Origin of the sequence: Corynebacterium sp. CCM 9203 (genome assembly GCF_041357675.1) — a bacterium.
In the GTDB taxonomy this organism is placed as follows: Bacteria; Actinomycetota; Actinomycetes; order Mycobacteriales; family Mycobacteriaceae; genus Corynebacterium.
Map to the genome: position 1 here is coordinate 422981 of NZ_JAUERY010000003.1, position 23359 is coordinate 446339.

Annotated in this window: 19 protein-coding genes and 1 tRNA gene; 5 read left to right on the forward strand and 15 right to left on the reverse strand. The window is 59.2% G+C overall.

From position 1 onward, the window contains the following. Positions 1-8: 8 nt before the first annotated feature. From metG to rsmI, 3 genes are all read right to left on the reverse strand, one after another. Positions 9-1838 (reverse strand): methionine--tRNA ligase, encoded by a 1830-nt coding sequence (gene metG, locus QWU44_RS08630; RefSeq protein WP_370915268.1) that lies wholly within the window; start codon positions 1836-1838, stop codon positions 9-11. 116 nt (positions 1839-1954) lie between these two features. Then, the gene (locus QWU44_RS08635) at positions 1955-3787 is read right to left on the reverse strand and encodes a BCCT family transporter (RefSeq protein ID WP_370915269.1); all 1833 of its coding nucleotides are present in this window, start codon (positions 3785-3787) and stop codon (positions 1955-1957) included. A 157-nt stretch (positions 3788-3944) separates the two neighbouring features. Next, positions 3945-4793 carry a 16S rRNA (cytidine(1402)-2'-O)-methyltransferase gene (rsmI, locus tag QWU44_RS08640; protein ID WP_370915270.1) on the reverse strand — a complete coding sequence of 283 codons (849 nt, stop codon included), beginning with the start codon at positions 4791-4793 and terminating at the stop codon, positions 3945-3947. Positions 4794-5047: 254 nt separating this feature from the next. Here rsmI and QWU44_RS08645 point away from each other — a divergent pair, with 254 nt between their 5' ends. Beyond that, positions 5048-6532: a dolichyl-phosphate-mannose--protein mannosyltransferase gene (locus QWU44_RS08645; RefSeq protein ID WP_370915271.1), complete on the forward strand. Its 1485-nt coding sequence runs from the start codon at positions 5048-5050 to the stop codon at positions 6530-6532. A 21-nt stretch (positions 6533-6553) separates the two neighbouring features. Here QWU44_RS08645 and QWU44_RS08650 read toward each other — a convergent pair whose 3' ends face one another. From QWU44_RS08650 to galE, 4 genes are all read right to left on the reverse strand, one after another. After that, entirely contained in the window at positions 6554-7798 is a 1245-nt protein-coding gene (locus QWU44_RS08650; protein WP_370915272.1) for an alpha-amylase family protein, read from the reverse strand. A gap of 115 nt (positions 7799-7913) precedes the next feature. Next, complete coding sequence (locus tag QWU44_RS08655) at positions 7914-8606, reverse strand: zf-HC2 domain-containing protein (protein WP_370915273.1); 693 nt, start codon at positions 8604-8606, stop codon at positions 7914-7916. Beyond that, on the reverse strand, positions 8603-9007 hold the full coding sequence (locus tag QWU44_RS08660; protein ID WP_370915274.1) for a DoxX family protein: 405 nt from the start codon (positions 9005-9007) through the stop codon (positions 8603-8605). The genes QWU44_RS08655 and QWU44_RS08660 overlap by 4 nt, the downstream gene beginning before the upstream one ends. Before the next feature lie 65 nt (positions 9008-9072). Continuing rightward, entirely contained in the window at positions 9073-10080 is a 1008-nt protein-coding gene (galE, locus tag QWU44_RS08665) for a UDP-glucose 4-epimerase GalE (protein WP_370915275.1), read from the reverse strand. 271 nt (positions 10081-10351) lie between these two features. Here galE and QWU44_RS08670 point away from each other — a divergent pair, with 271 nt between their 5' ends. Beyond that, positions 10352-11200 (forward strand): mechanosensitive ion channel family protein, encoded by an 849-nt coding sequence (locus QWU44_RS08670; protein ID WP_370915276.1) that lies wholly within the window; start codon positions 10352-10354, stop codon positions 11198-11200. Positions 11201-11654: 454 nt separating this feature from the next. On the opposite strand, the gene QWU44_RS08675 is transcribed toward QWU44_RS08670, so the two are convergent. The 6 genes from QWU44_RS08675 to QWU44_RS08700 all read right to left on the reverse strand — a co-directional run bounded on the left by QWU44_RS08675 (position 11655) and on the right by QWU44_RS08700 (position 19145). Further along, positions 11655-12449, reverse strand: a complete 795-nt coding sequence (locus QWU44_RS08675; protein WP_370915277.1) for a hypothetical protein — start codon at positions 12447-12449, stop codon at positions 11655-11657. A 1897-nt stretch (positions 12450-14346) separates the two neighbouring features. Further along, positions 14347-14422: transfer RNA gene (locus QWU44_RS08680), tRNA-Ala, on the reverse strand. Positions 14423-14589: 167 nt separating this feature from the next. Beyond that, complete coding sequence (gene glpR, locus QWU44_RS08685; RefSeq protein ID WP_370915278.1) at positions 14590-15918, reverse strand: gephyrin-like molybdotransferase receptor GlpR; 1329 nt, start codon at positions 15916-15918, stop codon at positions 14590-14592. Positions 15919-16056: 138 nt separating this feature from the next. Beyond that, positions 16057-16761 (reverse strand): GNAT family N-acetyltransferase, encoded by a 705-nt coding sequence (locus tag QWU44_RS08690; protein ID WP_370915279.1) that lies wholly within the window; start codon positions 16759-16761, stop codon positions 16057-16059. A gap of 26 nt (positions 16762-16787) precedes the next feature. Next, positions 16788-18077, reverse strand: coding sequence for a gephyrin-like molybdotransferase Glp (gene glp / locus QWU44_RS08695; protein WP_370915280.1), 1290 nt, complete (start codon positions 18075-18077; stop codon positions 16788-16790). A 156-nt stretch (positions 18078-18233) separates the two neighbouring features. Further along, positions 18234-19145: a UTP--glucose-1-phosphate uridylyltransferase gene (locus QWU44_RS08700; protein WP_370915281.1), complete on the reverse strand. Its 912-nt coding sequence runs from the start codon at positions 19143-19145 to the stop codon at positions 18234-18236. An 83-nt stretch (positions 19146-19228) separates the two neighbouring features. Between QWU44_RS08700 and QWU44_RS08705 the strand changes: the two genes are divergently transcribed. The 3 genes from QWU44_RS08705 (at position 19229) to mscL (ending at position 21163) form a co-directional block, all read left to right on the forward strand. Next, positions 19229-19870 carry a 5-formyltetrahydrofolate cyclo-ligase gene (locus tag QWU44_RS08705; RefSeq protein WP_370915282.1) on the forward strand — a complete coding sequence of 214 codons (642 nt, stop codon included), beginning with the start codon at positions 19229-19231 and terminating at the stop codon, positions 19868-19870. 78 nt (positions 19871-19948) lie between these two features. Further along, complete coding sequence (locus QWU44_RS08710; RefSeq protein WP_370915283.1) at positions 19949-20629, forward strand: SAF domain-containing protein; 681 nt, start codon at positions 19949-19951, stop codon at positions 20627-20629. 108 nt (positions 20630-20737) lie between these two features. Continuing rightward, positions 20738-21163: a large conductance mechanosensitive channel protein MscL gene (gene mscL, locus QWU44_RS08715; RefSeq protein ID WP_370915284.1), complete on the forward strand. Its 426-nt coding sequence runs from the start codon at positions 20738-20740 to the stop codon at positions 21161-21163. Positions 21164-21359: 196 nt separating this feature from the next. Here the strand turns inward: mscL and QWU44_RS08720 are convergent, their stop codons facing one another. Together QWU44_RS08720 and QWU44_RS08725 are read right to left on the reverse strand one after the other, a co-directional pair. After that, positions 21360-21935: a molybdenum cofactor biosynthesis protein B gene (locus QWU44_RS08720; protein WP_370915285.1), complete on the reverse strand. Its 576-nt coding sequence runs from the start codon at positions 21933-21935 to the stop codon at positions 21360-21362. A gap of 74 nt (positions 21936-22009) precedes the next feature. After that, entirely contained in the window at positions 22010-23317 is a 1308-nt protein-coding gene (locus QWU44_RS08725; RefSeq protein WP_370915286.1) for a S1C family serine protease, read from the reverse strand. Positions 23318-23359 lie beyond the last annotated feature (42 nt).

The following is a 23359-nucleotide window of genomic DNA, read 5'->3' on the forward strand; positions in this document are numbered from 1 at the left end:
TCAACCCCTCAGTGCACCGGAGCCCACTCAGGGCCCGTCTCGCCGAGCTCGGGATCGAGCTTGGCGACGAGCGGTTTCGGTTTGGCGAGTACAGTCCCGGGCACAACGTCGATGCGCTCCCAACGTGCCTGTTGATTGACATAATCTCCCATGATGACGGGATAACTGCGCCCCTTATCAGGAACCCCAACACCGACCGGCTCGACGGGCATGTCATCCGTAACGTCGTGAATCTCAGGCATCGCCGCCCAGATTCCGTCGCGTCCCAGAGTCTCGTGCACCTTCTGTGCCGTATGTGGAAGATACGGGGTGAGCAGTGTGTTGCAGTCACTGACCACCTGCAGGGCGGTGTGCAGCACGGTGGCCAGCCGCTCGCTCTGCGACTCATCCTTGGCCAGCTTCCAGGGTTCCTGCTCCGCAATATAGGCGTTCGCCTCTCCCACCACGTGCATCGCATGGGTGATCCCGGCCTTGAACTTCGACTGCCCGAGTGCAGCTCCCACGACATCAAAAGCATCAGCCGACAGGGTGAGAATCCGGCGGTCGGAGTCAGTCAGCTCCCCGGGTACCGGAACCTCACCGAAATTCTTGTGTGCCATCGACACCGTCCTGTTGACCAGATTGCCCCAGCCATTAGCCAGCTCATTGTTCACCCGACGGACGAACTCGTCCCAGGTGAAGTCAGTGTCGGTGTTCTCAGGGCCCGCAACTGCGATGAAGTAGCGCAACGGGTCGGGGCCGAACTCCTTCAGGAAGTCCTTCACGTAAATGACCACGCCCTTGGAGGATGAAAACTTCGATCCTGACATCGTGAGGTACTCGGAGGACACAACCTCCGTGGGGAGTTGAAGCGCACCAAACTCGCCTTCTTCTCCTCCCCTGGCACCGAGGCCCCGGTATCCGAGGAGCTCACCGGGCCAGATCTGGGAGTGGAACGTGATGTTGTCCTTGCCCATGAAGTAATAGGACAGAGCATCCGGGTCGGTCCAGAACTTCCGCCAAGCCTCCGGCTGGCCGGTACGCCAGGCCCACTCAATGGACGATGAGAGATAGCCCACAACAGCGTCGAACCAGACATACAGTTTTTTCGCGCTGTTTTCGGACCAACCCTCGATGGGAACCGGGACACCCCAATCGATATCTCGGGTCATCGCACGCGGCCGAAGATCAGCCAGCAGATTCAACGAGAACTTCAGGACGTTCGGGCGCCAATCAGTACGCCCCTTCAACCATTCTTCCAATGCTCCGGCGAGTGCTGGGAGGTCGAGGAGGAAGTGTTCAGTCTCGACAAACTCAGGGGTTTCACCGTTGATCTTGCTCACCGGATCGATGAGATCAGCCGGGTCAAGTTGATTACCGCAGGCGTCGCACTGATCTCCCCGTGCCCCTGCAGCACCACAGAGTGGACAGGTACCTTCGATGTAGCGGTCGGGCAATGTCCGCCCCGTGGACGGACTGATCGCCCCCATGGTGGTTTCCGCGATCATGTACCCGTTGTCGTGGAGTCCCCGGAACAGTTCTTGGACGACGGCATAGTGGTTACGGGTCGTAGTCCGGGTGAACAGGTCGTAGGAGAGGCCCAGACCAGCAAGATCCTCGACAATCTGACGGTTGTATCTGTCAGCGAGCTCCTGCACACTGACGCCTTCCTTCTCCGCCTGGACGAGCAGTGGAGTGCCGTGCTCATCTGTTCCTGAGATCATCAGCACATCAGAACCCGACATTCGCTGGAAACGGGCGAACACGTCGGAAGGAACGCCGAACCCCGCCACGTGTCCGATGTGGCGAGGGCCGTTGGCGTAAGGCCAGGCAACAGCAGTGAGCACAGACTTCGTCATGTCGACAAGCCTAATTTATCGACTGCTCCAGTGCCGACGCCGGGTCCCCACGCCATCACAAAACCCCGTCGGCGGATGTTCCGTCGGCGGGGCCTCGCGAGTGAAACTCGGTACTGCTACTTCTTATTTACCTTCTTCATTGCCTTAGCAACGTTTTTGATCTTGGGGCTTTTCGATGCTCTGGCTGCTCTCTTAGCCTCACGCTTCTGGTGCTCAGCATGGATCCGAGCTTCACGAGCCAGGTTCATAGCGAACTCGCGCTGCGCCTTGTGGTCCAAATAGAGCTGATCGTTACGCAGATCCTTCACGATAGCGAACATCAGCACAAAGATGACCACCAGGAACGGACTGGCCACAATGATGGTCACGTTCTGCAGATTACCCAGGACATCCGCGCCACCGCTCAGCAGAAGGGTAAGACCAATGGCCGCAGTTCCAACACCCCATCCGGCGGTGACGAAACGATTAGCCTCGAGACGACCATTCTGGCTCATCGAGCCCATTACGGTGGAGGCAGAATCCGCCGAGGTGATGAAGAAAGTGGCGAGCAGCAGCATCGCGATGAATGCCGCGATCGACCCACCGGGAAGGGTGTAGAGGAGATCGAACAACTGACGCTTCGCATCACCATCGCCATAGATGGATTCACCGATCTGTTCGAGGTGTATCCCGGTGCCACCGAAGATGCAGAACCAGAGGACGGATACAGCCGCAGGAACGGCAATAACGCCGATGACGAATTCACGAATGGTACGACCGCGGGAAATACGCGCCAGGAACATGCCGACGAAAGGACTCCAGGAGATCCACCACGCCCAATAAAAGATTGTCCAGCCGGAGAGCCATTCGCCGGCGGTGCCATCAGCGGAATCGGCGGTTCGGGCTGCCATCTCGAAGAATGCGAGCATATAGTTGCCCACCGCAGTCGGGACCATGTTCAGGATGTGGACCGTCGGACCTAGGATGAAGACGAACAGGGCGAGGCAACCCGCCAGAACCATGTTGACGTTTGAAATGTACTGGATACCCTTGCCCACACCGGACATCGCGGAGATAACGAAAGCCAGGGTCAACACGAGCACAATCATGAGGATCGTGGAGTCGGAGGCATCCGGAATCAGGCCGGTCTTGTCCAGCCCTGCGGAGATCTGGACGGCACCAATACCGAGTGATGCAGCCGTACCGAAAACTGTCGCGATAATGGCGAGAATATCGATGATTTTACCTGGTACACCTTCGGCACCCTTGACCCCGATCAGCGGGGTGAAAGCTGAACTGAGCAATTGCTTGCGCCCGACGCGGAAGGTCGAGTAGGCGATACCCAGTCCCACGATGGCGTAGACGGACCACGGGTGCAGAGTCCAGTGGAAGAGGGTTGTGGCGAAAGCGGTACCAACCTCCCGTTCACTATGCCCGGGAACACCGGAGCGGTAGTGACCAAGGGGCTCTGCAGTTCCGTAGAACATCAGACCGATGCCCATACCCGCCGCGAACATCATCGCAATCCAGCTCGTCGTGGAGAACTCCGGGGCCTCATTGTCCCGCCCAAGCTTGATCTGGCCAAACTTGGTGAAGGCGATGAACACGATGAATGCTACGAACACTGTTCCGAACAGTGCGAAAGCCCAGCCAAAGTTATTCACCACGACCGCGAGCGTTTCCGAGGCGAAGTCGGAGAACCCCAGGGGACTGATGAGGCCCCATGCGACAACCGCAATGACGATCGCCATCGCGGGGAGGATTACGGGCCAGCAAAGTCTGTGGAACTCCGCATCGGCTTCAGAGACAATGGCGTCAGTGTCATCGTCATGGTGGAGCGGAGCCGGAGATTCCAGCATCGACGCCAGGGTCTGCGTCGCGGAACGGGGCTCGGGTTCAGTCAGACCGTCCTTCGGTCCGCGCTGATGGGTATGGTGCGCGTCTTGTTCATTCGGGTCAGAGTTGGTCATGCTTCCAACATGGTGCCAAACCGGTGATTAATCAAATGACCAGCATTTTTTATCGCGAACTTAAGGAATTTATAGCGCACTTACGCCCTTAGCGAACCCCCCATTGTCGCTGACCAGAGTAGCTTCCAACCGGTTCTGATAACAACTGTGCAACATTTTAGTCACGGATTCGAATAGCACCGTCGTAGATCTGCTTCTTGGAGACGCCATGCGCTGCGGCAAGGTCCGCGCACACAGCCTTCAGACGCTCCCCGCCAGATGCCCGCCGAGCAGCCTCCACCACGAGATCAGCAACATCCCGAGTGTCAGGTCGTGCACCTTCAATAACCACGGATATTTCCCCCCTAACGCCCCCTTCCGCCCATTCCGCAAGGTCAGCGAGTCGCCCTCTCCTGACCTCTTCATATGTTTTGGTCAGTTCCCGGCACACCGCCGCACGGCGGTCACCACCGAGTACATCCGCAGCATCCGCCAGCGTCTGGGCCAACCGGTGCGGAGACTCAAAGAAACACACCGCCCGACGTTCGTTCCGTAGTTCCTCCAGCCAGGAAACCCGCGCCCCATGTTTCCGTGGTGCGAACCCATCGAAACAGAACCTACCAACGGGGAGCCCAGACAACGCAAGGGCCGTGGGCACAGCCGACGGCCCCGGGAAACAGGTCACCGATATACCGACTTCATGCGCCCTGTCAATGAGCAGAAAACCGGGGTCCGAAACGCTCGGCATCCCTGCGTCACTGACAATCACGACGGTGCCTGTACGGGCGAACTCAAGTAACTGCTCTACTCGCCCCGCCTCGTTGTGGTCGAAGTTGGAGATGATTTTTCCCCGCGGCCTGACACCGAGCGCGGCGGCAAGCATCAGAGTTCTTCGGGTATCCTCAGCCGCAATCACATCCGCAAACTCGAGGGCCGCCGCGAGACGCGGGGAAGCGTCCGAGACATTGCCCAACGGGGTTGCGGCGACGATCACGCCCACCGGTAACTGACGAGATTCGGACTGCATGGGGCCAGTGTCCCACATCCCACCCGCAGTACCCCACACGACAGCCCCGGACACCATGAAATGAGAGAGCAAGTAGCCAACCATCCCACACCCGCACCCGGGCCAATACACTTGGACGGGTGATCGCAGACATGCCCCCTACTCCCGCGACAAATCAGTCCTTGATGCAACCGGAGACCACCCCGGAACAACGTTTTCAACCCCCTCCACCTATCGGTCCCCTGTCCCATCCCTGGACCCGCACGGATACCTGTGTGTTCCTGGTCATCGGCGCCCTCGCGGCGATCACCCGTTTCTTCAGGCTCCCCTTCGCCACGGGGAACGGAACCCCTGTCTTCGACGAGAAACACTACGTCCCCCAGGCATGGGAGATGGTCCGATCAGCAACAGATCCACTCACCGGTGGCATCGAAGCCAACCCCGGTTTCGGACTCGTCGTACACCCACCTCTGGCGAAACAGCTAATCGCCTATGGCGAGATGCTCTTCGGATACACACCTACAGGCTGGCGTCTCAGCACTGCGGTGTTTGGTGTCGGGACAATACTTCTCATCATGGCACTCACCCGTCGACTCACCGGTTCACCGTCCGCGACAGCCGTCGCCGGTCTCCTGGCGCTCGTCGAGGGTGTTCTCCTGATCTCTTCTCGATTCGGCATGCTGGATATCTTCCAGGCATTCTTTATCACAGCCGCCGCCTATTGCATCGCCAGGGATTTCACGCAGGTCCGGGATAGATACCACCGCGCCTGGAGCGAGGGGAAGCTGATACCGGGAGGATCCGTGTTCGGCCCCTCCGTCGGCTACCGGTGGTGGAGGTTCGGCTGTGGACTCATGCTCGGACTGGCGCTCTCGATCAAATGGTCGGGTTTGTACTACATCGCCTTTTTCGGCATTCTCACCGTCTGCCTGGACATCTGGTTACGGCACCACTATCGCATAGCCAAACCGTTCACGGGCATGCTCGTCCGCGACGCATTCCCTGCCTTCGCTTCTCTCGTCTTCCTCCCCGTCCTTGTCTACGCGTGGAGCTGGCGTGCCTGGTTCGCCTCAGAAACCGGTGTATACCGGCACTCCGCCACCAATGGGGACATCAACCCGGATTCTCTGCTGTCCAGACTCCCCGACGCGCTCGCAGGCTGGGTCTATTACCATCAGCAGGTCCTCCAGTTCCATGCTTCGTTAACCAGTTCGAGCGGACACAGCCATCCTTGGGACTCGAAACCCTGGTCCTGGTTGGCCGCGACCCGGCCGATCCTCTACTACTCATCGACCGGGTTGCCCTGCGGTGAGGACACCTGTCGACGGATGATCATGCTCTTCGGCAACCCCGCCGTCTGGTGGTTGACCGTTCCCGTCGTCCTTTGGGGGCTGTGGTGTCTGATCATCCGCAGCGACCTTCGCTTCGCGGTACCGGTGACAGGATTCATCGCGAGCTGGCTCCCGTGGATCATCACTTACGATCGCCAGATGTACTTCTTCTACGCCACCGCGATGGTGCCCTTCACCATTGTCCTTCTGGCGATCACGCTGGTTCAGATTTCTCGCACCGGGGGGCACATCAGTTCCCGAGTTCCCCAGGCGAGGATTCTCCCGAAGCTCACCTGGGGCGGGTTCGGGGTAATCGTCTACCTAGCTCTCACCGTGGCACTGTTCCTCTACTTCCTACCAATCCTCTACGGCTTCCGCATCACCGACGAGCACTTTGAATCAATGATGTGGCTGCGCAGTTGGAAATAACAGGACACATACCCGGGAACCTCACACGTCGAAACGGTAGATCTCCTCGCCCTCGCGGGTGATCCGCACCTCCGTGACGGGATCCGTGGACAGAGCGACCCGGAGGCGCTCACCGTCTCTGCCCACACAATCAAACGTGTACGCGGTATTCGCCAGGTCCACCGTCTCCACCCGGGCGTGAACCAGCCACGGGTGGTTACGTCGCACAGAGATCAGATCATGGTGGATCCGACGCAACCACTCGCCCTGTTCCCCCAATTCAGCGGGTGATCCCGGGAAGGCTGGGCGAACCTCGTCATCACCACCGACACGTTCGTACTTCTCCCCTTCCATCCCGAACTCATCCCCGTAGTAGACAGCCGGAACACCACCAACCGTGAAGAGGACCGCAGCAGCGACAGCCGCCTTCCGCGGGCCGATCTTCGTGGCGACACGAGTCACATCATGGTTGCCGACGAACGTGTAGGGAGTGAACGTCCCCAGCAACTCATTGTGGCGGCGCAGGCACCACTCAAGCTCGAAGAAATTGTCGTCCTTCAGGGAGCTCCACGTCGCCTTCCACAACTCATAGGCGGTGACGGAGTCCACCCCTGAGCGTTCGACGTAGTCCGCGTAATCACCGTGAATCATCTCCCCGTAGATATACGCCTCCGGGAATTCCTCACGCACACGTGGAAGGACGGACCTCCAGAATTCCGGGGGTACCGCGTACACGGCATCCAGACGCCACCCTGCGACACCCCGACGCAACCAGTGAAGCATCACCTCGGCGACCAGATCCGCCACGCGCGGATCATCATGGTTGAACTCCACGAGCCCATCATGCCCCTCGAATGTCTCCGGACGCGCCGTCTCACCGTCAAAGGAGATCCGGAACATTCCCGCGTACTCCCCCTCCGGCCCCTCGGACAGCGCCCGCCGAACCAGAGGATGGTCACTGCTGACATGATTGAACACACCGTCGAGAAGAACCTTCACCCCACGTTCAGACGCAGCATCGATAAAACCGTCGAAGTCCCCGTCGTCACCAAGCCTGGGGTCAATTCGGTGAAAATCGAGGGTGTCATATCCGTGCGACGTCGAATCGAAGACCGGGCCGAGTTGAACCACATTGAATCCCAGACCGACCGCATAATCCAGCCAGTTGACCAAGGCAGGCAATCGATGCGTGAGTTCACGCTCCCCCGGGCCCGAGGGACGCACCGGGGCCGCGGTGAAACCCAGCGGATAGACGTGCCAGATGATGGCGTGATCGGCGAAGCTCATGCGAATTCAACTCCTGGAGATCGGTTCAGGTCGACGGGCATCACGGAAGAACGTCGACCCTGTCACCCCAAGTCTGCCACGGCCATCCGCCCGGCACACAGCCAGCAGGACACCCCTAATCAGGTTGTGCAGTGGCCGCACGCCACGCCCGCCCCATCGCCACCAGACCGAAACCAGACAACCACGTCCACAACAGAACCAGAGCGGAGACCAGCAGCAGCACCAGCCCGAAAATATCCGACGTACTGGCGTACCCGAGCACTACATCCCTGGCAGCAAAACCGAAACTAAACGCCCAGAGCGCCCCGTAAACGGGTAGCATCCCCGAAACGCTCTGCGGCCTCCATGCCGCGAAGAACAGACCGAAGGCAAGCGAGAGCCGCACCGCCGCGGCATCGACGAGCAGACCCGCCACCACCGTCGCATCCGTCAACGGATCCACCGGCACCGCAGCCACTGACGCGGACGAACTCAACAACACGATCGCCCAAACCACATATGCCACACCAAGAAGCACCAGGATCAGCCTCGACACGACCAACCCGAATTCCCGAGCCGCGGCCCGTCGCCGCATCTCGGGTTCAATCCCCGCCAAAATGGACGCCGACAGATCAGGAGGAACCATCGGATCTGAGCCAGTTGCCGCAGCCAATTTCAGATGTCGATTCAGCGCCGCCGCAGAATTCAGAAACGCCCGGCATTCCCCACACGCAGCCACGTGGGCATCCACGACCTCGTCATCGATCCCGGCTGATTCCCCATCCAACCGCGAAGACAACGCCCGCTGAATCTCCACACAGTCGATCATTTACCCAGAACCCCGTCGATGCTCGCGCGCCCCGGCCCGAACACGACCACCATGAGAAGCGCAACGATAAGCACGACAACATACTCATAGCCACCGTCGGCGACGAACATCTCCGACCCGAGATGCACAAAGTAGAAGGCACACGCCATCAGAAGCGCCAGACCACCGGCAGCGAGCGTCGCCAGTAATCCCACAACCAGCATGCCCCCACCCGCCAGCTCCGCGACCGCAGCGATCCACGCCGAAATCTTAGGCTGTGGCACCCCAGCCGCGCTGAACCGCCCGGTGGTCTCGGTGATGCCCGTCAAATAAACCTTGTCCCAGCCATGGATGATGAACACCAGCCCGAGGACCAACCGAAACACCAGTAACATGCCGTCCCTGACAACCGGTTTATCCATGAGGACAGACTACCCGGTGGCATCCCCACCGATGTGACACTCCCCGCACACGCGCGGCGCGTGGCCTAGAACTCGTCGAGAACGGTTCCCCGGACCTCGAACCACCTCAAGGTATCCGCGATCCCCTCATCAAGGGAATACTCAGCCACCCAGCCCAGTTCATACTTCGCCCGACTGGACCGGGTGAATGCACCCGCGACGTCGCCCGGGCGCGGCGGACCGGTCACAATCTCTAGCTTCTCACCGGAGACCCGGGAGAAGGCGTCGGCCAGCTCGAACACGGTGGTTCCGTCGCCGGTACCCAGGTTGATCACCCGGTAGGAGCTCTCAGCATCCGTGCCCGGGACCACGTCATCGAAGCGCTCCACAGCCCGACAGTGCGCCTGAGCGAGGTCCCAGACGTGGATGTAGTCACGGATACCGGACCCGTCCCGGGTGGGCCACTCGACACCGGTCACGGTGAACGGCTTACCCGCGTTCTTCGCCTCGATCATCTTGCCCATGGCGTGCGACGGGAACTCCAACTGGAGCCCGGTACGCATCTTCGGGTCGGCCCCAATCGGGTTGAAGTAGCGCAGGGACAGAACCTTCAGGTCCGTGCCGTGCGCGATGTCCCGCAGCATGCCCTCGACGTGGGCTTTCGTGCGTGCATAGGGGCTCGTCGGTGAGATGTCGCAGTCCTCGTCCACCGCGAAGTCCCCCCGAACCGCGTAGATCGACGCCGACGACGAGAAGATGATCCGCTGACAGCCATTGGCGAGCAACGCATCAACGAGTTCGAGTGTGCCCTCGACGTTGTTGCGGTAGTACCTGATCGGCTCCGCAACGGACTCGGGAACGACGATCGACGCCGCACAGTGGATCGTTACCGCGATATCCGGATGTTCGGTGAAGATCCGGTCCACCACGGACCGATCCGCGATATCCCCCTCGTACACGGTGCGATCCGTGACGAACTCCCGCCGACCGGTGGAGAAGTTGTCCAGCACGATGACGTTGTGGCCGAGCTCCATCAACGCGGAGCCGACCGTCGATCCGATGAAGCCTGCACCGCCGGTGATGAGAATGTCCATGTGGGTTCCTTGCCTGGGTTCGTCCGTCGCGCGACCGGAGTGATCGCCGCCGCCCTCTGTCGACGGGTAACGGAACGGTCTCGTTTCCACCGAACCTATCACTGCCAGGCTTGCATCAGTCGGGGCATCGCCGGGAAACCGGACGATTCACCGACCCTGCAGCTCCCCCTTCCTGCTCCCTGGCGATGGCGCGAGACATCCCGTTACCCTGAACATCAACGGGAATATCCTTACCCCCGACCGTCCGACAACGCGAAGGAACCGCTGACAGATGCTCGAACTACCACCGATCACCTGGCAAGCGGCACTGCTCGGACTCACCGTGACACTGTGCGGCTATGTATTCTCCCGAGTCATGAACTGGGCGACCTCCCGATTCCTGCACTGGCGGGGCCGCAGCGACTCCTCCCGCCGGGTGTTCGCAGGCCTGGTCCAGGCAGCAGTGATCGTCATCTCCCTCGGCGCGGCCCTCACCATCGTCTTCCCCAGCGTCAAACCCGTCGATATCCTCGGCGGAATCGGACTCTTCTCCCTGGCGATCGGTATCGCCTTCCAGACGGTGCTGGGCAACATGTTCGCCGGAATGGTCATCCTCGCCCGTGACCGATTCCGCGTCGGCGACCAGATATCGCTGAAGGATCACGCGGGAACAGTAGTGGAGATGCAGTTGTCCCACACCGCGATCCGCACCTTTGACGGCCGATTGGTCCTCATCCCAAACTCCGCACTGCACTCCGAGATCGTCACCGTGCAGACGGGCTTCGAGTACGTCCGCTCCACCGTCGCCTTCAATCTCACCCTCGGCACCGATCTCACCGCAGCCCGAGAGGTCGCGCTGAATGCCATCCGCGAACTGCCCAGCGTGCTCTCCGATCCACCGGCCCAGGCGCTGTTCTCACAGGTAGACAGCACCGGAACAATACAACTGGACCTGAGATTCTGGACCAGCGCCCGACAACTCGACACCAAAGAAGCCCAAGACGCGGTGATCGAGCATGTCCTGGGCTCCTTCGCCGAGAACGGAATCACCATCGGGACACCGCCGTTGGTCGTACAGCTCACGGAGATACCGGGTTCGTACGATACGACGGGAGTAGCGGGAACACATGATCGCCTCTAGGCGGAGACATCTGGGCACAATACGATCGACGCCGCCTGCACAAGCCGATCATTGTCCCCATTCCGGAGCTGCTACCAGACCAGAGGAGTACATCGGACCCTATATCGGGTAACTGCAAAGATCCGACCGAAATCTCGGAATTGAACCAGCAACTTAAACGAGTTACAGAAAATCAATATCGAACGCCAAAGATAATTTCACCGACATCGGATGAATCATTCCAGAACTCAGTACATCCCATTAAAGAATACCAGCCAAGGCCCCTCAAGGCGCTGAACGATAGCCTCGCTTCACTAACCCCATCATTTGAAAACTAAGATGGCCAATTAACGGGCCCACGCAAAAAGCACCAAAATACCGGTTTACGACTCCAGAAAAACTAGTTAACAAACCATAAAAATCCGCACAATTTAAACATGCAGAGAGTAGTTTCATCTACGACTCGAAATACACCTTATTCTTTACCAGATTCCTGAACAAATGCCCCTTTTTCGGAAGAGCCAGCCTCATAGCCAACACTGAATCTTAATACTTCCTCAACCCCTGACCTAGAGCCTCCCATATCCTTCCATTCAATTTTAACCACTTCAGACCGAACCATTGCCCGCATACCATACAACAGGAAAACAACAACTATAATCGAGGCCACCGTGAAAGCATTTCGAAACGCAAAACCATCAAACAATGAGGATACTGAATATGTGAATATACATAGCCAGAAGAGAACAACTGAAAGACTAAGCAAATGGTTAATTTTTGACACCGAATAGGGGTACGCTCGTAAGGGGTCAAGACACTTTCTTTTATTTGGCAGTTTTCTAACAGAGTGGATTGGAATTTCCGAAATCACCTCAAGCACAGTGACATGGTATTCCCAATTTTCCTGCCAATACTTACTCCCCAAACTTGACCAGTACCAGCCTACTGCAAATAGAACTCCGAGCAATGAAAACAGAACCTCGAGAACATCAGACCCGTCGCTTCCCCATTTGAGACCAGCGAAAATTGCAACCATGAAACCCCAGTAGTAGGTTGCCCTTCTCCAATAGAGTTCTATCTCAAAATTCCTTGTTTCGTGAGCGATTTTTAACAGATTTTTCAAACGATCATCCCGATTAACATCAATCTCACCTGTCTCCATACCCATGCATTTGATCGATCGCTCAGGCCAAGGATCTTTGTAATTCAGGAAAAAATCTTTGTACGCTTCTATTCCTTCAAGTTTTGTGATTCTATTTTTATCACTCATCAACCCCAAATCCTTTCCACATGATTCACTTGACTCTAAAATGAATACTAGAAACAGTTTAATCAGCATCGCCTGCTATAAATACATTTTACCCACATAATATAATGCAAAAACAACCTAACAACTGACGCTATTCAACCAGCAATTCCCGACCACACTCTATCTGAACTACACATTCTCCATAATAGATATGGACATAAAGAAACCCTACAGTAGTTGAGTGGCGGTGGTATTGCATAAAGTGTCGTCCACCAAATTTGTGACGGGTGAAGTTTTCATCGAACAGTCGTCACGACATCCAACTTCCTATACTGCTTCATTTTCGACCGAACGTCCACAAATAACATCATACCCAGCCCTGTCAATACTGCTATCACGATCTTACCACAGATAACATTGCCAGATACCCTCGGTGATACGTAACGAGAATGTTATTTTGTAGGTAAAATACTCTGATTGAAGATCCAACTGATCCCACCTGATGATGATGGGAGAAGTGGCCTCATCAGGACCGTTTCGACGACATCAGACAGGCCTGGGTAAACGTCGCCAGATTAGGTCGCGTTGCACGAGGATAAAACAGCTACCGCGGATACCAGAATAAGACAATGAGATCCAGCGCTACGCCTAGTCCACCTCTTCTATGCGAAGCTGTCAGGTGCTGAGCAAGCTTAGGCGTCGACGGCTACCTCTGACGATCAAAATATCCGGATGTTCGAACTCTCCGCACCACCGGCTTCCCTGCGACGATGACGCAAAACGGGAGAATCGACGTCCATTCTGATGATCCGGAGCGTAGCTGCATGTTCATACCCGGACAAGGCCATCCCACGCCGACAAGGTAGTCGTTGAACGAACTATGGGTCGGATCGGTTGGACGGAACAGTGATACTGAAAGTTCAGGAGATCGATGCAGGCAAGCACAAAACGCGCCCGTCACTCCGTTAAAAACGGACTGGGCGATTCAACAAATCAGTGGGGCGCCAAACCGGTTATGCCTCACCAACACTTCCGAACAAACGACCCCTGCAGACATTTTTACGTCTCTGTACGGTCAACAACCTCGGTTCAACACAGTCATCGGCGACTCATCTGGTTCCGGGATGTAAGCCAGGTTTGTGGTCATGTCTGCGGGCAATGGCGAGGAAAAATCAGTTAGGTTTCAACTACACTTTCGCGGTTCGCCAGGCCTAGCTCATCTCCAAGCTATGAAGTAAAAGAACGTGATCATCCCCACCGGGTCATCGGATAGGTCGGACAGATTGCGCAACAGACGACTCCCAGCGATAAAATCTTTTGAGCTGGTGCAAAACAATGAAATCGGCCGTCCCTCCCCTCCTTCCCACCGGTGGGCTACTCGAGGCCGGTTGCACAGTCATGATCGCAGCTTAACGCGAACTACCTACTATCACTATCGATGGCAGGATAGACTTGGCCGGTCGGCACCTGGGAACATTCGAGACGATCATCAAACAAGTAGTCGCCAGACTGTGCATAGCAACTGGCATCTGCCCGTGCAGTAGATCCGTGTTCCATAACGCGAGACCACCAACACGTCTCCAGACGAGCCGTCAAAGACCTCATAGGGCGTCACGACGGTGGTTTTCCGAAAGTCACGATCCACGGACATGCGCCATACCGCGGCATCCCTCGCGGTGTCCTCCGGGGCCAATGTGAAGGAGTTCAGCGGATGCTCGGGCACGCGAAGGCCTCGATGCCCCTGGACCGCTACGCGGATCTGTTCGACGACGATCTAGACCTCGTTGCGGTGTCGATGTCCAAGTTGATCCGGGACTCCGGGCACTGACCGAATCGTGAAGCGTACGGAGAGCGTACGCGCATGAAAGAAGCGGCACCTTCCGTTGTCTGGAAAGTGCCGCTTACCTTGTGTTTCTTTTGGTGGAGCTAAGGGGAATCGAACCCCTGACCTCCTCGATGCGAACGAGGCGCGCTACCAACTGCGCTATAGCCCCTTGCAGTGCGTCCTCATGGACCCACTAGGGAACCGGGGCCTGGATCAACCGGACCACGCGGTACTGGTGGACATGTTACGCCCACTGGCCCGATGACACAATTTGGCTTCGATGCACCGGAATCGGCACCTGTGAGCTCGCCCAACCGGTGTCGCCAGGTTAGCTGATCAACCTGCCCTGCGTGGGTGGTAGGCCGCTATATCGATGACGGTGTTCTCGTCCGTTCCGGTGCCCGCATAGCCTTCGTGAAGTTCAAGCTCATGGAAGTCGGGGCTCTCGTCGTCGATCTCCAGGACGATGGCGCCGGGGCGCCGGAGGCGTGCGGGGACTCCGAGTTCGGCGTCGGCGGCGTTCCGTACGCCGAGGCGTGCGCGGCGGATCTGGCGGATACGGCGGGCGCGGAGCTCCTGTTCCGCCATGACCTGGGTGCGCAGCGCGTAAAGGTACATGCCGAGCAGTAGCCCCACTGCCGCTGGAACGAGCCACGACAGCCCACCGAACAGGAAACCGATCCCCAGCCCGGCGAGCAGGAGCACCGCGAGGATGATCAGGATGCGTTGACGCCGGTGGAACCGGGCTGCGGCGTAGGCGTCGTGGGTCTCGGGGTCGAATCCGCCGCGTCCACGTCTACGGGCGGCGAAGGCGATGTCTTCGTCGGTGAGTTCCGGGGTGTCGTCCTCATTCTCGGTGGATTCCGTTCCCCGGGGTTCGTGGGTGTAGTCGTAGGCTTCACCGATGTCATCCGCAGGGCTGTAGTCTCCGGCAGGGTGCAGGAGGTCTGCCGGGTCAGTGTAAGCATCATCGTGGTGGAAGACTTCTTCGTCGTCGTAGTCGAGGTCTGCGGCCGGGATGACCACTGTGTCGGAACCGTCGGTCTTTCGGGGCAGCACCGTGAGTTCGGTGATGACCTCGCCTTCCAGGATCTCGATCGTCTCTTGTTCCGATGGATGCATCCGGGGGCGCATGCGACTACGGATGTCCGCCACTGCGGCCCTGCGTCGTGCGCTGGTGGCGGCCCGGGGCTGCTGGTCAACATTTTCGGTGTCGTGTTGCCCGCCATCAGAGTCGTCCGCATCACGGTTGAACAGTGCGGAGATGTAACCCCGGACACGGTCCCATGTGGATTCACCGTCTTTGGTTCTCTTGACGGTCTCGGGGCTCGGTTGAGGGGTGTCGTCGGTCGTTTCCTCAATGTCTGCGTCAACGACTTCCCCGGCTCCTTCTGGGGAACGGGGATCCTCAAGTAATTCATAGTCGGAAGCGACATCCGGGTGATCTGTGGCAGTCGGCTCCACACCGTGACTGCGGGTATCAATAGGCCCTAGCCGGGGGCGCCGTCGCGGTACCGGGTGTGTGCCGTCCCCGGAGAACACGATGCGGGTGTCTTCGAGTCCTTCACCCGCGTGCCGGATCGGTCGCCGGTTACGCAGAACGAGCGGAAGGAGTACAAACAGCCAGACCACGACGGTCAGACTGATGACGAATGTTCCGAACATGAGCGTACGCCCACCTTCCACTTGGGTACGACGGAATAGCGGGACAGAATGACCTGCCACTTCTTCCATACACTAACCGGGCTTCCGGAAAGGACAGTGTAGGCACGCCGCGAGCGGATATCCGGAGCTTCTCACCGGTCAGGTCGTAGCCCTGATTATCCTCCCGTGTCGGGTGAGACGTTCTACACACGGTTCGAGGAACTCCCCTTCGGTGAGCGCAACGAGATGGTGGTCCCGCCAGTCCCCGTCGATGTGGAGGCACCGGGCAAGGTAGCCTTCCTCCCGGAATCCATTGTTCGACAGTACTTTTCCGGATGCGGGATTAGACGGTAGATAGGTTGCCGTCACCCTATGGACGCCGACCCTGTTGAAGGCGTGGTCCGTACCGAGGGCCACTGCTGCCGTCGCGACGCCCCGACCCGAATAGCGGCTTGACACCCAGTATCCGATCCAGCAATCGGACACGACGCCGTGCTGGATGTTTCCCAGTGTGAGCTGCCCGGCGAAACGTCCGTCGCATTCGATGACCATCGGTACCAGTACACCTTTCGCCGCCATGTCGCGGAGAGTGAGAAGGAGGCGCCACCACGCGGAGTTGTCGTGTTCCCGTTCCCAGGGACCATCGGCGGTGGGCTCGACAGGGCGAAGAATGTCGACATCCTCGATCCGCATAGCTGACCAGTCTCCCGCGTCACGCCGGAGGAGGGGGCGTAGCCGAACCCGGGTTCCGTCTGGAAGCGCGACGCGTTCCGTGACCTCGGGCCAGCCGGGATGTTCGGGATGCGGGGTGCGGCGGGCACGGCGTTCCGCGCGTCCAAGGGCACGTCCAAGTGGATCTATCACAACCGAAGCCTATCTGGCTGACCGGGTCACTGGTTCTGGGAGAGGAAGAGAACATCTACGACGTCACCGGGGCGGATGGCGGTGACCGTCTCCGGGATTCGGATCATCGCGTTCGCTGCTCCCATTCCGGCGAGCAGATGCGCCGGTGCGCCACCCGCACCGGCAAGTCCCTCGACGAGATAGTCCCCGGTCTCGGCGTCACGCATGAGCTGGGCACGGATGAGTCCACGCCGCCCTTCGCGTGAAGATATCCGATTCAGTACCCGAGCTTTGACCACCCGGCGGTTCGGGTTTCGTTTACCCAACGAAAGCCGTACGACAGGTCGAATGAATGTCTCGAAGATGACGAGCGCGGACACCGGGTTCGAGGGCAGCAGGAACACAGGTATCCCTTCGTCACCGAGGAGGCCGAATCCCTGGACTGAACCCGGATGCATCGCAACCCGGGTGGTGTCGATGTCACCGATCTCGCACAGAACCTTCCGGATGTTCTCGGAGCCAGCACCACCGACGGCACCGGAGATGACGATGATCTCGCTTCGGAGCATCTGCCCCTCAATGATCTCACGCAATCGACGGGGTTCACCCGCGGCAATGCCCACCCGGTGGACGTCAGCACCTGCCTCTCTGCCTGCCGCCGCCAACGCATAAGAATTGACGTCGTAGACCTGTCCCCGACCCGGCTCGCGATCGATATCGACGAGTTCAGCCCCCGCAGAGATGACGGACATCCGGGGGCGGGGATACACCAGTACCTTCGAACGCCCGACTGCCGCGAGAAGACCGATCTGTGCGGGACCGAGAACACTCCCCGGGGACACAGCGACATCACCTTCGCGGATGTCATCACCGATCTTCCGGACGAATTCACCTGAACGCACAGGACGTTCCGCGGTCATTCTCTTGTGTCCGCGATCCGACCATGCCAGCGGGAGAACGGCATCGGCCAGTGTGGGCAATGGTGCCCCCGTGTGTACGCGGACCGCTTGTCGGGGTTGGAGCCTGAGCGGTTGTTGGGAGCCTGCCGGAACTTCTCCCACGACAGGTAGGGAAGGCGCGTTACCGACCGCTTGGGGACGGGTGGGGTCGATCGCTGTGGGGTTCTCAGGGGTTCCGATTCCGCGTTCCCCACCGATGTCCACGGCACGGACGGCATATCCGTCGATTGCGGCTTGGGTGAAACCGGGGAGTGGGCGGGTGGCCTGGACTTCCTCCGCACACATCAGACCCAACGCCTCGGAGATGGCGATGCGAACTGGCTCCGGGGTAACCGCTGCACGGGTCACCAGGGACAACTGCTGTTCGACGGAACGCACTCGCTTCGTCTCCTTCCCGACGGACGCGGGTTCGATCACCGCGTCATTCCGCCGTAATTGTAATGCGGCGGGGTTTTCTCCATGACGTCATCCACCGGTGGGCGGGACGGACGGTGGCACGTACCCTCCCGCTGTCCACGTGCCACTTGTCGGTGGTTACTCCGAGTCGAGGAGTTCGGCCACCCATCGACGCAGGGAAGGACCATACTCCGGGTGGTGGATACCGTAGTCCACGCAAGCGCGGATGTAACCGCCTGGGTTACCCAGATCGTGTCGGCGTCCCTCATGGATGACGATGTGGACGGGATGCCCCTCGGTGATCAGTAGTTCGATCGCATCGGTGAGCTGTAGTTCCCCACCTTTACCGGGCTCGATCCTTCGGAGGGCGTCGAAGATCGCCCTGTCCAGTAGGTATCTGCCGGTGGCTACGAAAGTTGAGGGCGCTTCCTCCTGCATCGGCTTCTCCACCATGCCGAGGACCCGCTTCACGTCGTGGGATCCACCATCGATTTCCTCGATGTCGAACACCCCGTAGTTGCTCACTTGGTCGGGCTCCACCTGGAAGGCGCAGAGTACGCTGCCACCGCGTTCAGCGCGGACCTCGGCCATGCGCTCCATCACGCCTGTGGGAAGAACCAGATCGTCGGGAAGCATCACCGCGACCACATCCTCGTCCCCGTCCAGGACATCCTCAGCAAGCCCGACAGCATGACCGAGTCCCAGTGGTTCGCACTGCTCAACGGGGACGGCACGGATCAATGACGGCGCCCGGCGCACCTTCGCCAGATGTTCCTCCTTACCGCGTTCTTCAAGAGCCTTCTCCAGGTCGGGATGCTCCCGGAAGTGTGCGAGCACCCCCTTCTTGTTCGGGGCGGTGATCACTGCAAGCCGCGTGGCCCCCAGTTCCGCCGCTTCCTCGGCGATCAGTTCGATACCGGGGGTATCAACAACCGGGAGCAGTTCTTTGGGAACGGTCTTGGTCGCTGGCAGGAAACGGGTGCCAAGTCCCGCTGCGGGAACGACGACCGTCTTCACCGCATGTTTGTGCAATTTCGTCGGCTTGCTCATACCTTGAGCCTACCGGCACCGCGCGGCGAACCAGGCAACGCGGAGCCGGTGAGTACCTCATTCGGAGATTAAAGTGGATGGACATGGAGAACACGATTAACCGGCTCCCGGAAAGTCCACCCGGAGAGGTCGGCGAGTCGAAGAATCAGCTAAGGAGCAGGCTACTTGCTGCCCGGAAGGCACTGCGGCCCGACAACCGCAGGTCGTTCAACGAACGGCTCACCGCCGAAGCCGCGCGACTGGTACGGCTGAATCAGCCGGATTCCGTCGCCGCTTATTCCCCGATGCCCGACGAGCCCGGTGGAGACCTTCTCGTCCAGGGATTGTTGTCGGTGACATCCGAGCTCTGGCTCCCGGTCAGCGGATCCGGTGGACACCTGGACTGGGGCAGGTGCTCATCGGTCAAGGAGCTGCGACGCGGACGTTTCGGGATCACCGAGCCCACCGGTCCGCGGTCGGGATCAGTCCCGGGAAACACCGTTCTCATCTTTTGCCCGGCACTGGCCTGCGCCCGGAACGGGATACGCCTCGGTAGAGGAGCGGGCTACTACGACCGCGCACTCGCGGACCTCGACCACACCCGATGCACCGTGATCGCAGTACTCCACCACTGGGAATTGCTCGACACGATCCCTTCGGAGTCGCATGATGTTCCGGTGGATGGTGTCCTCACCCCCGAGGGGGTTCGATTCTGTTCGCCAACCCGGGATCACGGGGAACCCTGACGGTAGCCAGATGGTCTGACGGGTATGAGATTCCCTGTCAGACCCGGTCTGCATTCATCGTCAACCGAATCCGCCTCCGTGCTCCGAACCACCATCATGGCGATCAAAACCCCGGGGTGGCGGCGCCACCGCACGGTACGTCAGGTGATGGCGCTGGTCCTCGTTCTCCTGGCAGCCCTCACCGCATTGTCCTCCCTGCGGAGCACCGACCCCTGGGGAGTCGTGATCTCGCGCCCCGTGACAGCCGGCACGGAACTCGGCCGGGATGATCTGGAGCGGCGGAGGATCCCCGCGAGTTTACTTCCCCCCGGCGGACTCACCGAGATTGAGGCTGGTGTAGGGCGAATCATCGTGGTGTCCGCCGATCCCGGGCAGATCCTCACGGAGACACTACTCGTGGGCCCTGAGCTGACTGCACGAATGATCGACGGTCTAGATACCGATCCACGCCGGGGAACACCGACACTCGTCCCCCTGAGACTCTCCGATTCATCGGTGATTCCGTTTCTCGGACACGGTGACACAGTGACGGTTCTGGTTGCCGAAGACACAACGCCCCCTGACACCGGGGTGAGACGGGGTTTCCGGGTCATTGCAGAGGGGGCACGCGTCGTGCTCGCAGGAGATCCAACAGGCAAACGTGCCAAAGATCCGGCTACGGTGCTGCTCGCACTGCCAGAGGAGGATGCACGGATGGTTGCCTCTGCCGCATTGACCGCCCCAGTTGCCGTGGTACTGACGGGAGCGCGGGCCGGATGAGAGTGAAAGGAGGTCACCGGGGCTAGAGTGTTGTCGTTGCCTTCGATACCTCTACGTAGATGGTGACATAACTCATATATTTCCCCGATCGAGGAGCCTAGAACTCTCATGCTGAACGGTTTCAAGAATTTCATCCTGCGCGGGAACGTCGTCGATCTCGCGGTCGCCGTCGTCATCGGTTCCGCATTTACCGCGATTGTCACCTCATTCTCGAACCATCTCATCAATCCGTTGCTGGCGGTCTTCGGTGGGACCGACTACGCGGGCTTCGGCTTCCACCTCCGCCCGGGTAACCCCGCGACGTTCATCGACATCGGAGCTATCATCACCGCGGCAATCAACTTCCTCATCATCGCGGCCGTGATTTATTTCGTACTCGTTGCCCCGATGAACAGGATCAAAGAGCTCCAAGCCGCGCGTTCCAACAAGGAAGAAGAAGAGACCCCCGCCCCCGTGGAAGTCGAACTGCTCACGGAGATCCGTGATCTGCTCAAAGAGCAGCGCCGAAACTCTACAGATGAAAGCCCACGTTAACCCCAGTGCGGCGGACGTTGACTCCGCCAGTAGGCTTCGTCGAAACCCCCGTCCGCTGACACATCGGATCTGCCGTGTTCAGGGATGCCTGTGATTCGACGAGTGACCGCCGCACGGTCGACGGAACGGTCGATATTCAGTGCAGTGGAACGTCGAACCACTCTACGTCGCGGTGATTGCGAGGGAGCCACCTTATCTAGTCCACCGACCACGCCTGGAGCTGATCGATGACGTGGTGCACCAAGGGACCAAGTGTGGCCATACCGTCACGGATGGCCGCGCGTGAGGCAGCAAGGTTCACGATCACGGTTGACCCCGAGACGCCGGCTATACCGCGAGAAGTACCTGCGTCGATGGCGCCGCACGCAAGACCAGATGCACGCAGCGCCTGCGCCACACCGGGAAGAATCTGATCGAGGACAGCCCTCGTGGCATCCGGAGCCTTGTCCCTGGGACCAACACCTGTGCCACCCACGGTGATAACCAGATCGGCTCCACCGACGACGGCTGTCTCTATCGCCTTCCGGATGTCATTCTTCGTGGAGGTCACCTTCACCACGGCATCGACCGTGAAGTGATCCTCCTGCAACAACTCCGTGACTAACCTGTCCGTGTCGTCCCGGTCGTCGGCAGTCCTGTCCGTTACCAGAACCACGAGTGCCCGCCTGGGAGCGGGAAGCGGCCGGTTTCCTTCAGACGCCTTAAGAAATTCCGGGTCCGGCTCACCAAAATCATCGAGAGCGGAGTTGTCGGGAGCCAGGTTGTTGTCCATGTTCTAGGAGTGTACTTTCTCGGAGCCAACGACGTCTATTGATCATTTCTTTCCGGGGTTGCTGCCTTGCCGGATCAGTTTCCGGTCAAGGTGACTTCAACGTCACGGCTCGTTCCATTCTCCGGATCCGCAACCTTCAGAGTGACGGTCTCCCCGAATTCATGGGACCGGATCGTAGCGATCAGCGCGTCATTACTATCGATAATCCTGTCATTGACCTTGATCACAATTTCTCCCGGACGGAGACCGGCTGACTCCGCAGGTCCCCCGGGAGTCGTCGACTCAATGAGAGCACCCCGGTAACGCGACTGTGATGCGAGAAGAACCCCCAGGAGTGGATGGGTAACTTCTCCAGTGTCGATGAGCTGCTGGGCGATGCGACGCGCCTGGTTGACGGGAATCGCGAATCCAAGACCGATGGATCCCGCCTCCGCACCGCTGGCGGTCGAAGCGATGACAGAGTTCATTCCCACCAACTGTCCCTCCATATTCACCAGCGGGCCGCCCGAATTCCCGGGATTGATCGCGGCATCGGTCTGGATCGCATCGATGAGTGAGGATTCGCCACGATCACCACCAGCACGCACCGGACGGTTCAGTGCAGAGACTATGCCGGTGGTCACCGTGGCGCTGAGCCCGAGGGGTGATCCTATAGCAATTACCTGCTCACCGACCGCGAGATCATCCGAGTTCCCGAAGCTCATCACCGGCAGGTCAGTGGCATCCCGAAGCTTGATGACGGCAATGTCGGTCTGCGCATCAGCAGCGACGATGTCCGCCGGAAAAGACCTACCGTCGTTCAGAGTCACCCTAATCTCTGAGGGCTCTCCAACCCCGGTCACGACATGATTGTTGGTCAAGATCATTCCGTCGGCGGAGATAATCGATCCCGAGCCCTCACCAGCTTTACGCGGCCCGGTGACGTCAATGGAGACCACCGCTGGAAGTACTCTGGCGGCGACCTCTTCCACACTTCCGGCGGCAGGCAGACTGGTTCGCCGTGCGGCCGGTTCATTGAGCGCGTTCACCTTCGGCGCTTCGGGAATCATCGCCTGATTGTTCTGGCTGACCACGACCCCGGTGATCGTCCCGGTGAGGATCGCTGTCGTCAGCATGAGCGCCGTGACCGGAATGACCCCGAGGCCACGGCTCTTCCTGGAGCGGTGCCTGCGAAACTGCCGGGGAGCGGGGGTGGTGCATCCAATTTCAGCGTGACCAGCATAAGGCTGACCCTCGCACGAATCGGACGGCCGCGAATACGGAGAGGTGTCTCCTACGGCCGACTGCCGGTCGATGCCGCCCCATCGCTGTGATCCTGGGGACGCTCCAGTGGACTTCACGTCAGTTCGATCATCCGGGTAGCCGTCTACATCATCTGTCACGGGTTTTCCACCAAAACTCTCGTCATCGTTCATAGATCTGAT

Coding starts and splice junctions, on each gene's coding strand:
- metG (WP_370915268.1), bottom strand. CDS start 1,838: ATGACGAAGTCTGTGCTCACTGCTGTTGCCTGGCCTTACGCCAACGGC.
- QWU44_RS08635 (WP_370915269.1), bottom strand. CDS start 3,787: ATGACCAACTCTGACCCGAATGAACAAGACGCGCACCATACCCATCAG.
- rsmI (WP_370915270.1), bottom strand. CDS start 4,793: ATGCAGTCCGAATCTCGTCAGTTACCGGTGGGCGTGATCGTCGCCGCA.
- QWU44_RS08650 (WP_370915272.1), bottom strand. CDS start 7,798: ATGAGCTTCGCCGATCACGCCATCATCTGGCACGTCTATCCGCTGGGT.
- QWU44_RS08655 (WP_370915273.1), bottom strand. CDS start 8,606: ATGATCGACTGTGTGGAGATTCAGCGGGCGTTGTCTTCGCGGTTGGAT.
- QWU44_RS08660 (WP_370915274.1), bottom strand. CDS start 9,007: ATGGATAAACCGGTTGTCAGGGACGGCATGTTACTGGTGTTTCGGTTG.
- galE (WP_370915275.1), bottom strand. CDS start 10,080: ATGGACATTCTCATCACCGGCGGTGCAGGCTTCATCGGATCGACGGTC.
- QWU44_RS08670 (WP_370915276.1), top strand. CDS start 10,352: ATGCTCGAACTACCACCGATCACCTGGCAAGCGGCACTGCTCGGACTC.
- QWU44_RS08675 (WP_370915277.1), bottom strand. CDS start 12,449: ATGAGTGATAAAAATAGAATCACAAAACTTGAAGGAATAGAAGCGTAC.
- glpR (WP_370915278.1), bottom strand. CDS start 15,918: ATGTTCGGAACATTCGTCATCAGTCTGACCGTCGTGGTCTGGCTGTTT.
- QWU44_RS08700 (WP_370915281.1), bottom strand. CDS start 19,145: ATGAGCAAGCCGACGAAATTGCACAAACATGCGGTGAAGACGGTCGTC.
- QWU44_RS08705 (WP_370915282.1), top strand. CDS start 19,229: ATGGAGAACACGATTAACCGGCTCCCGGAAAGTCCACCCGGAGAGGTC.
- mscL (WP_370915284.1), top strand. CDS start 20,738: ATGCTGAACGGTTTCAAGAATTTCATCCTGCGCGGGAACGTCGTCGAT.
- QWU44_RS08720 (WP_370915285.1), bottom strand. CDS start 21,935: ATGGACAACAACCTGGCTCCCGACAACTCCGCTCTCGATGATTTTGGT.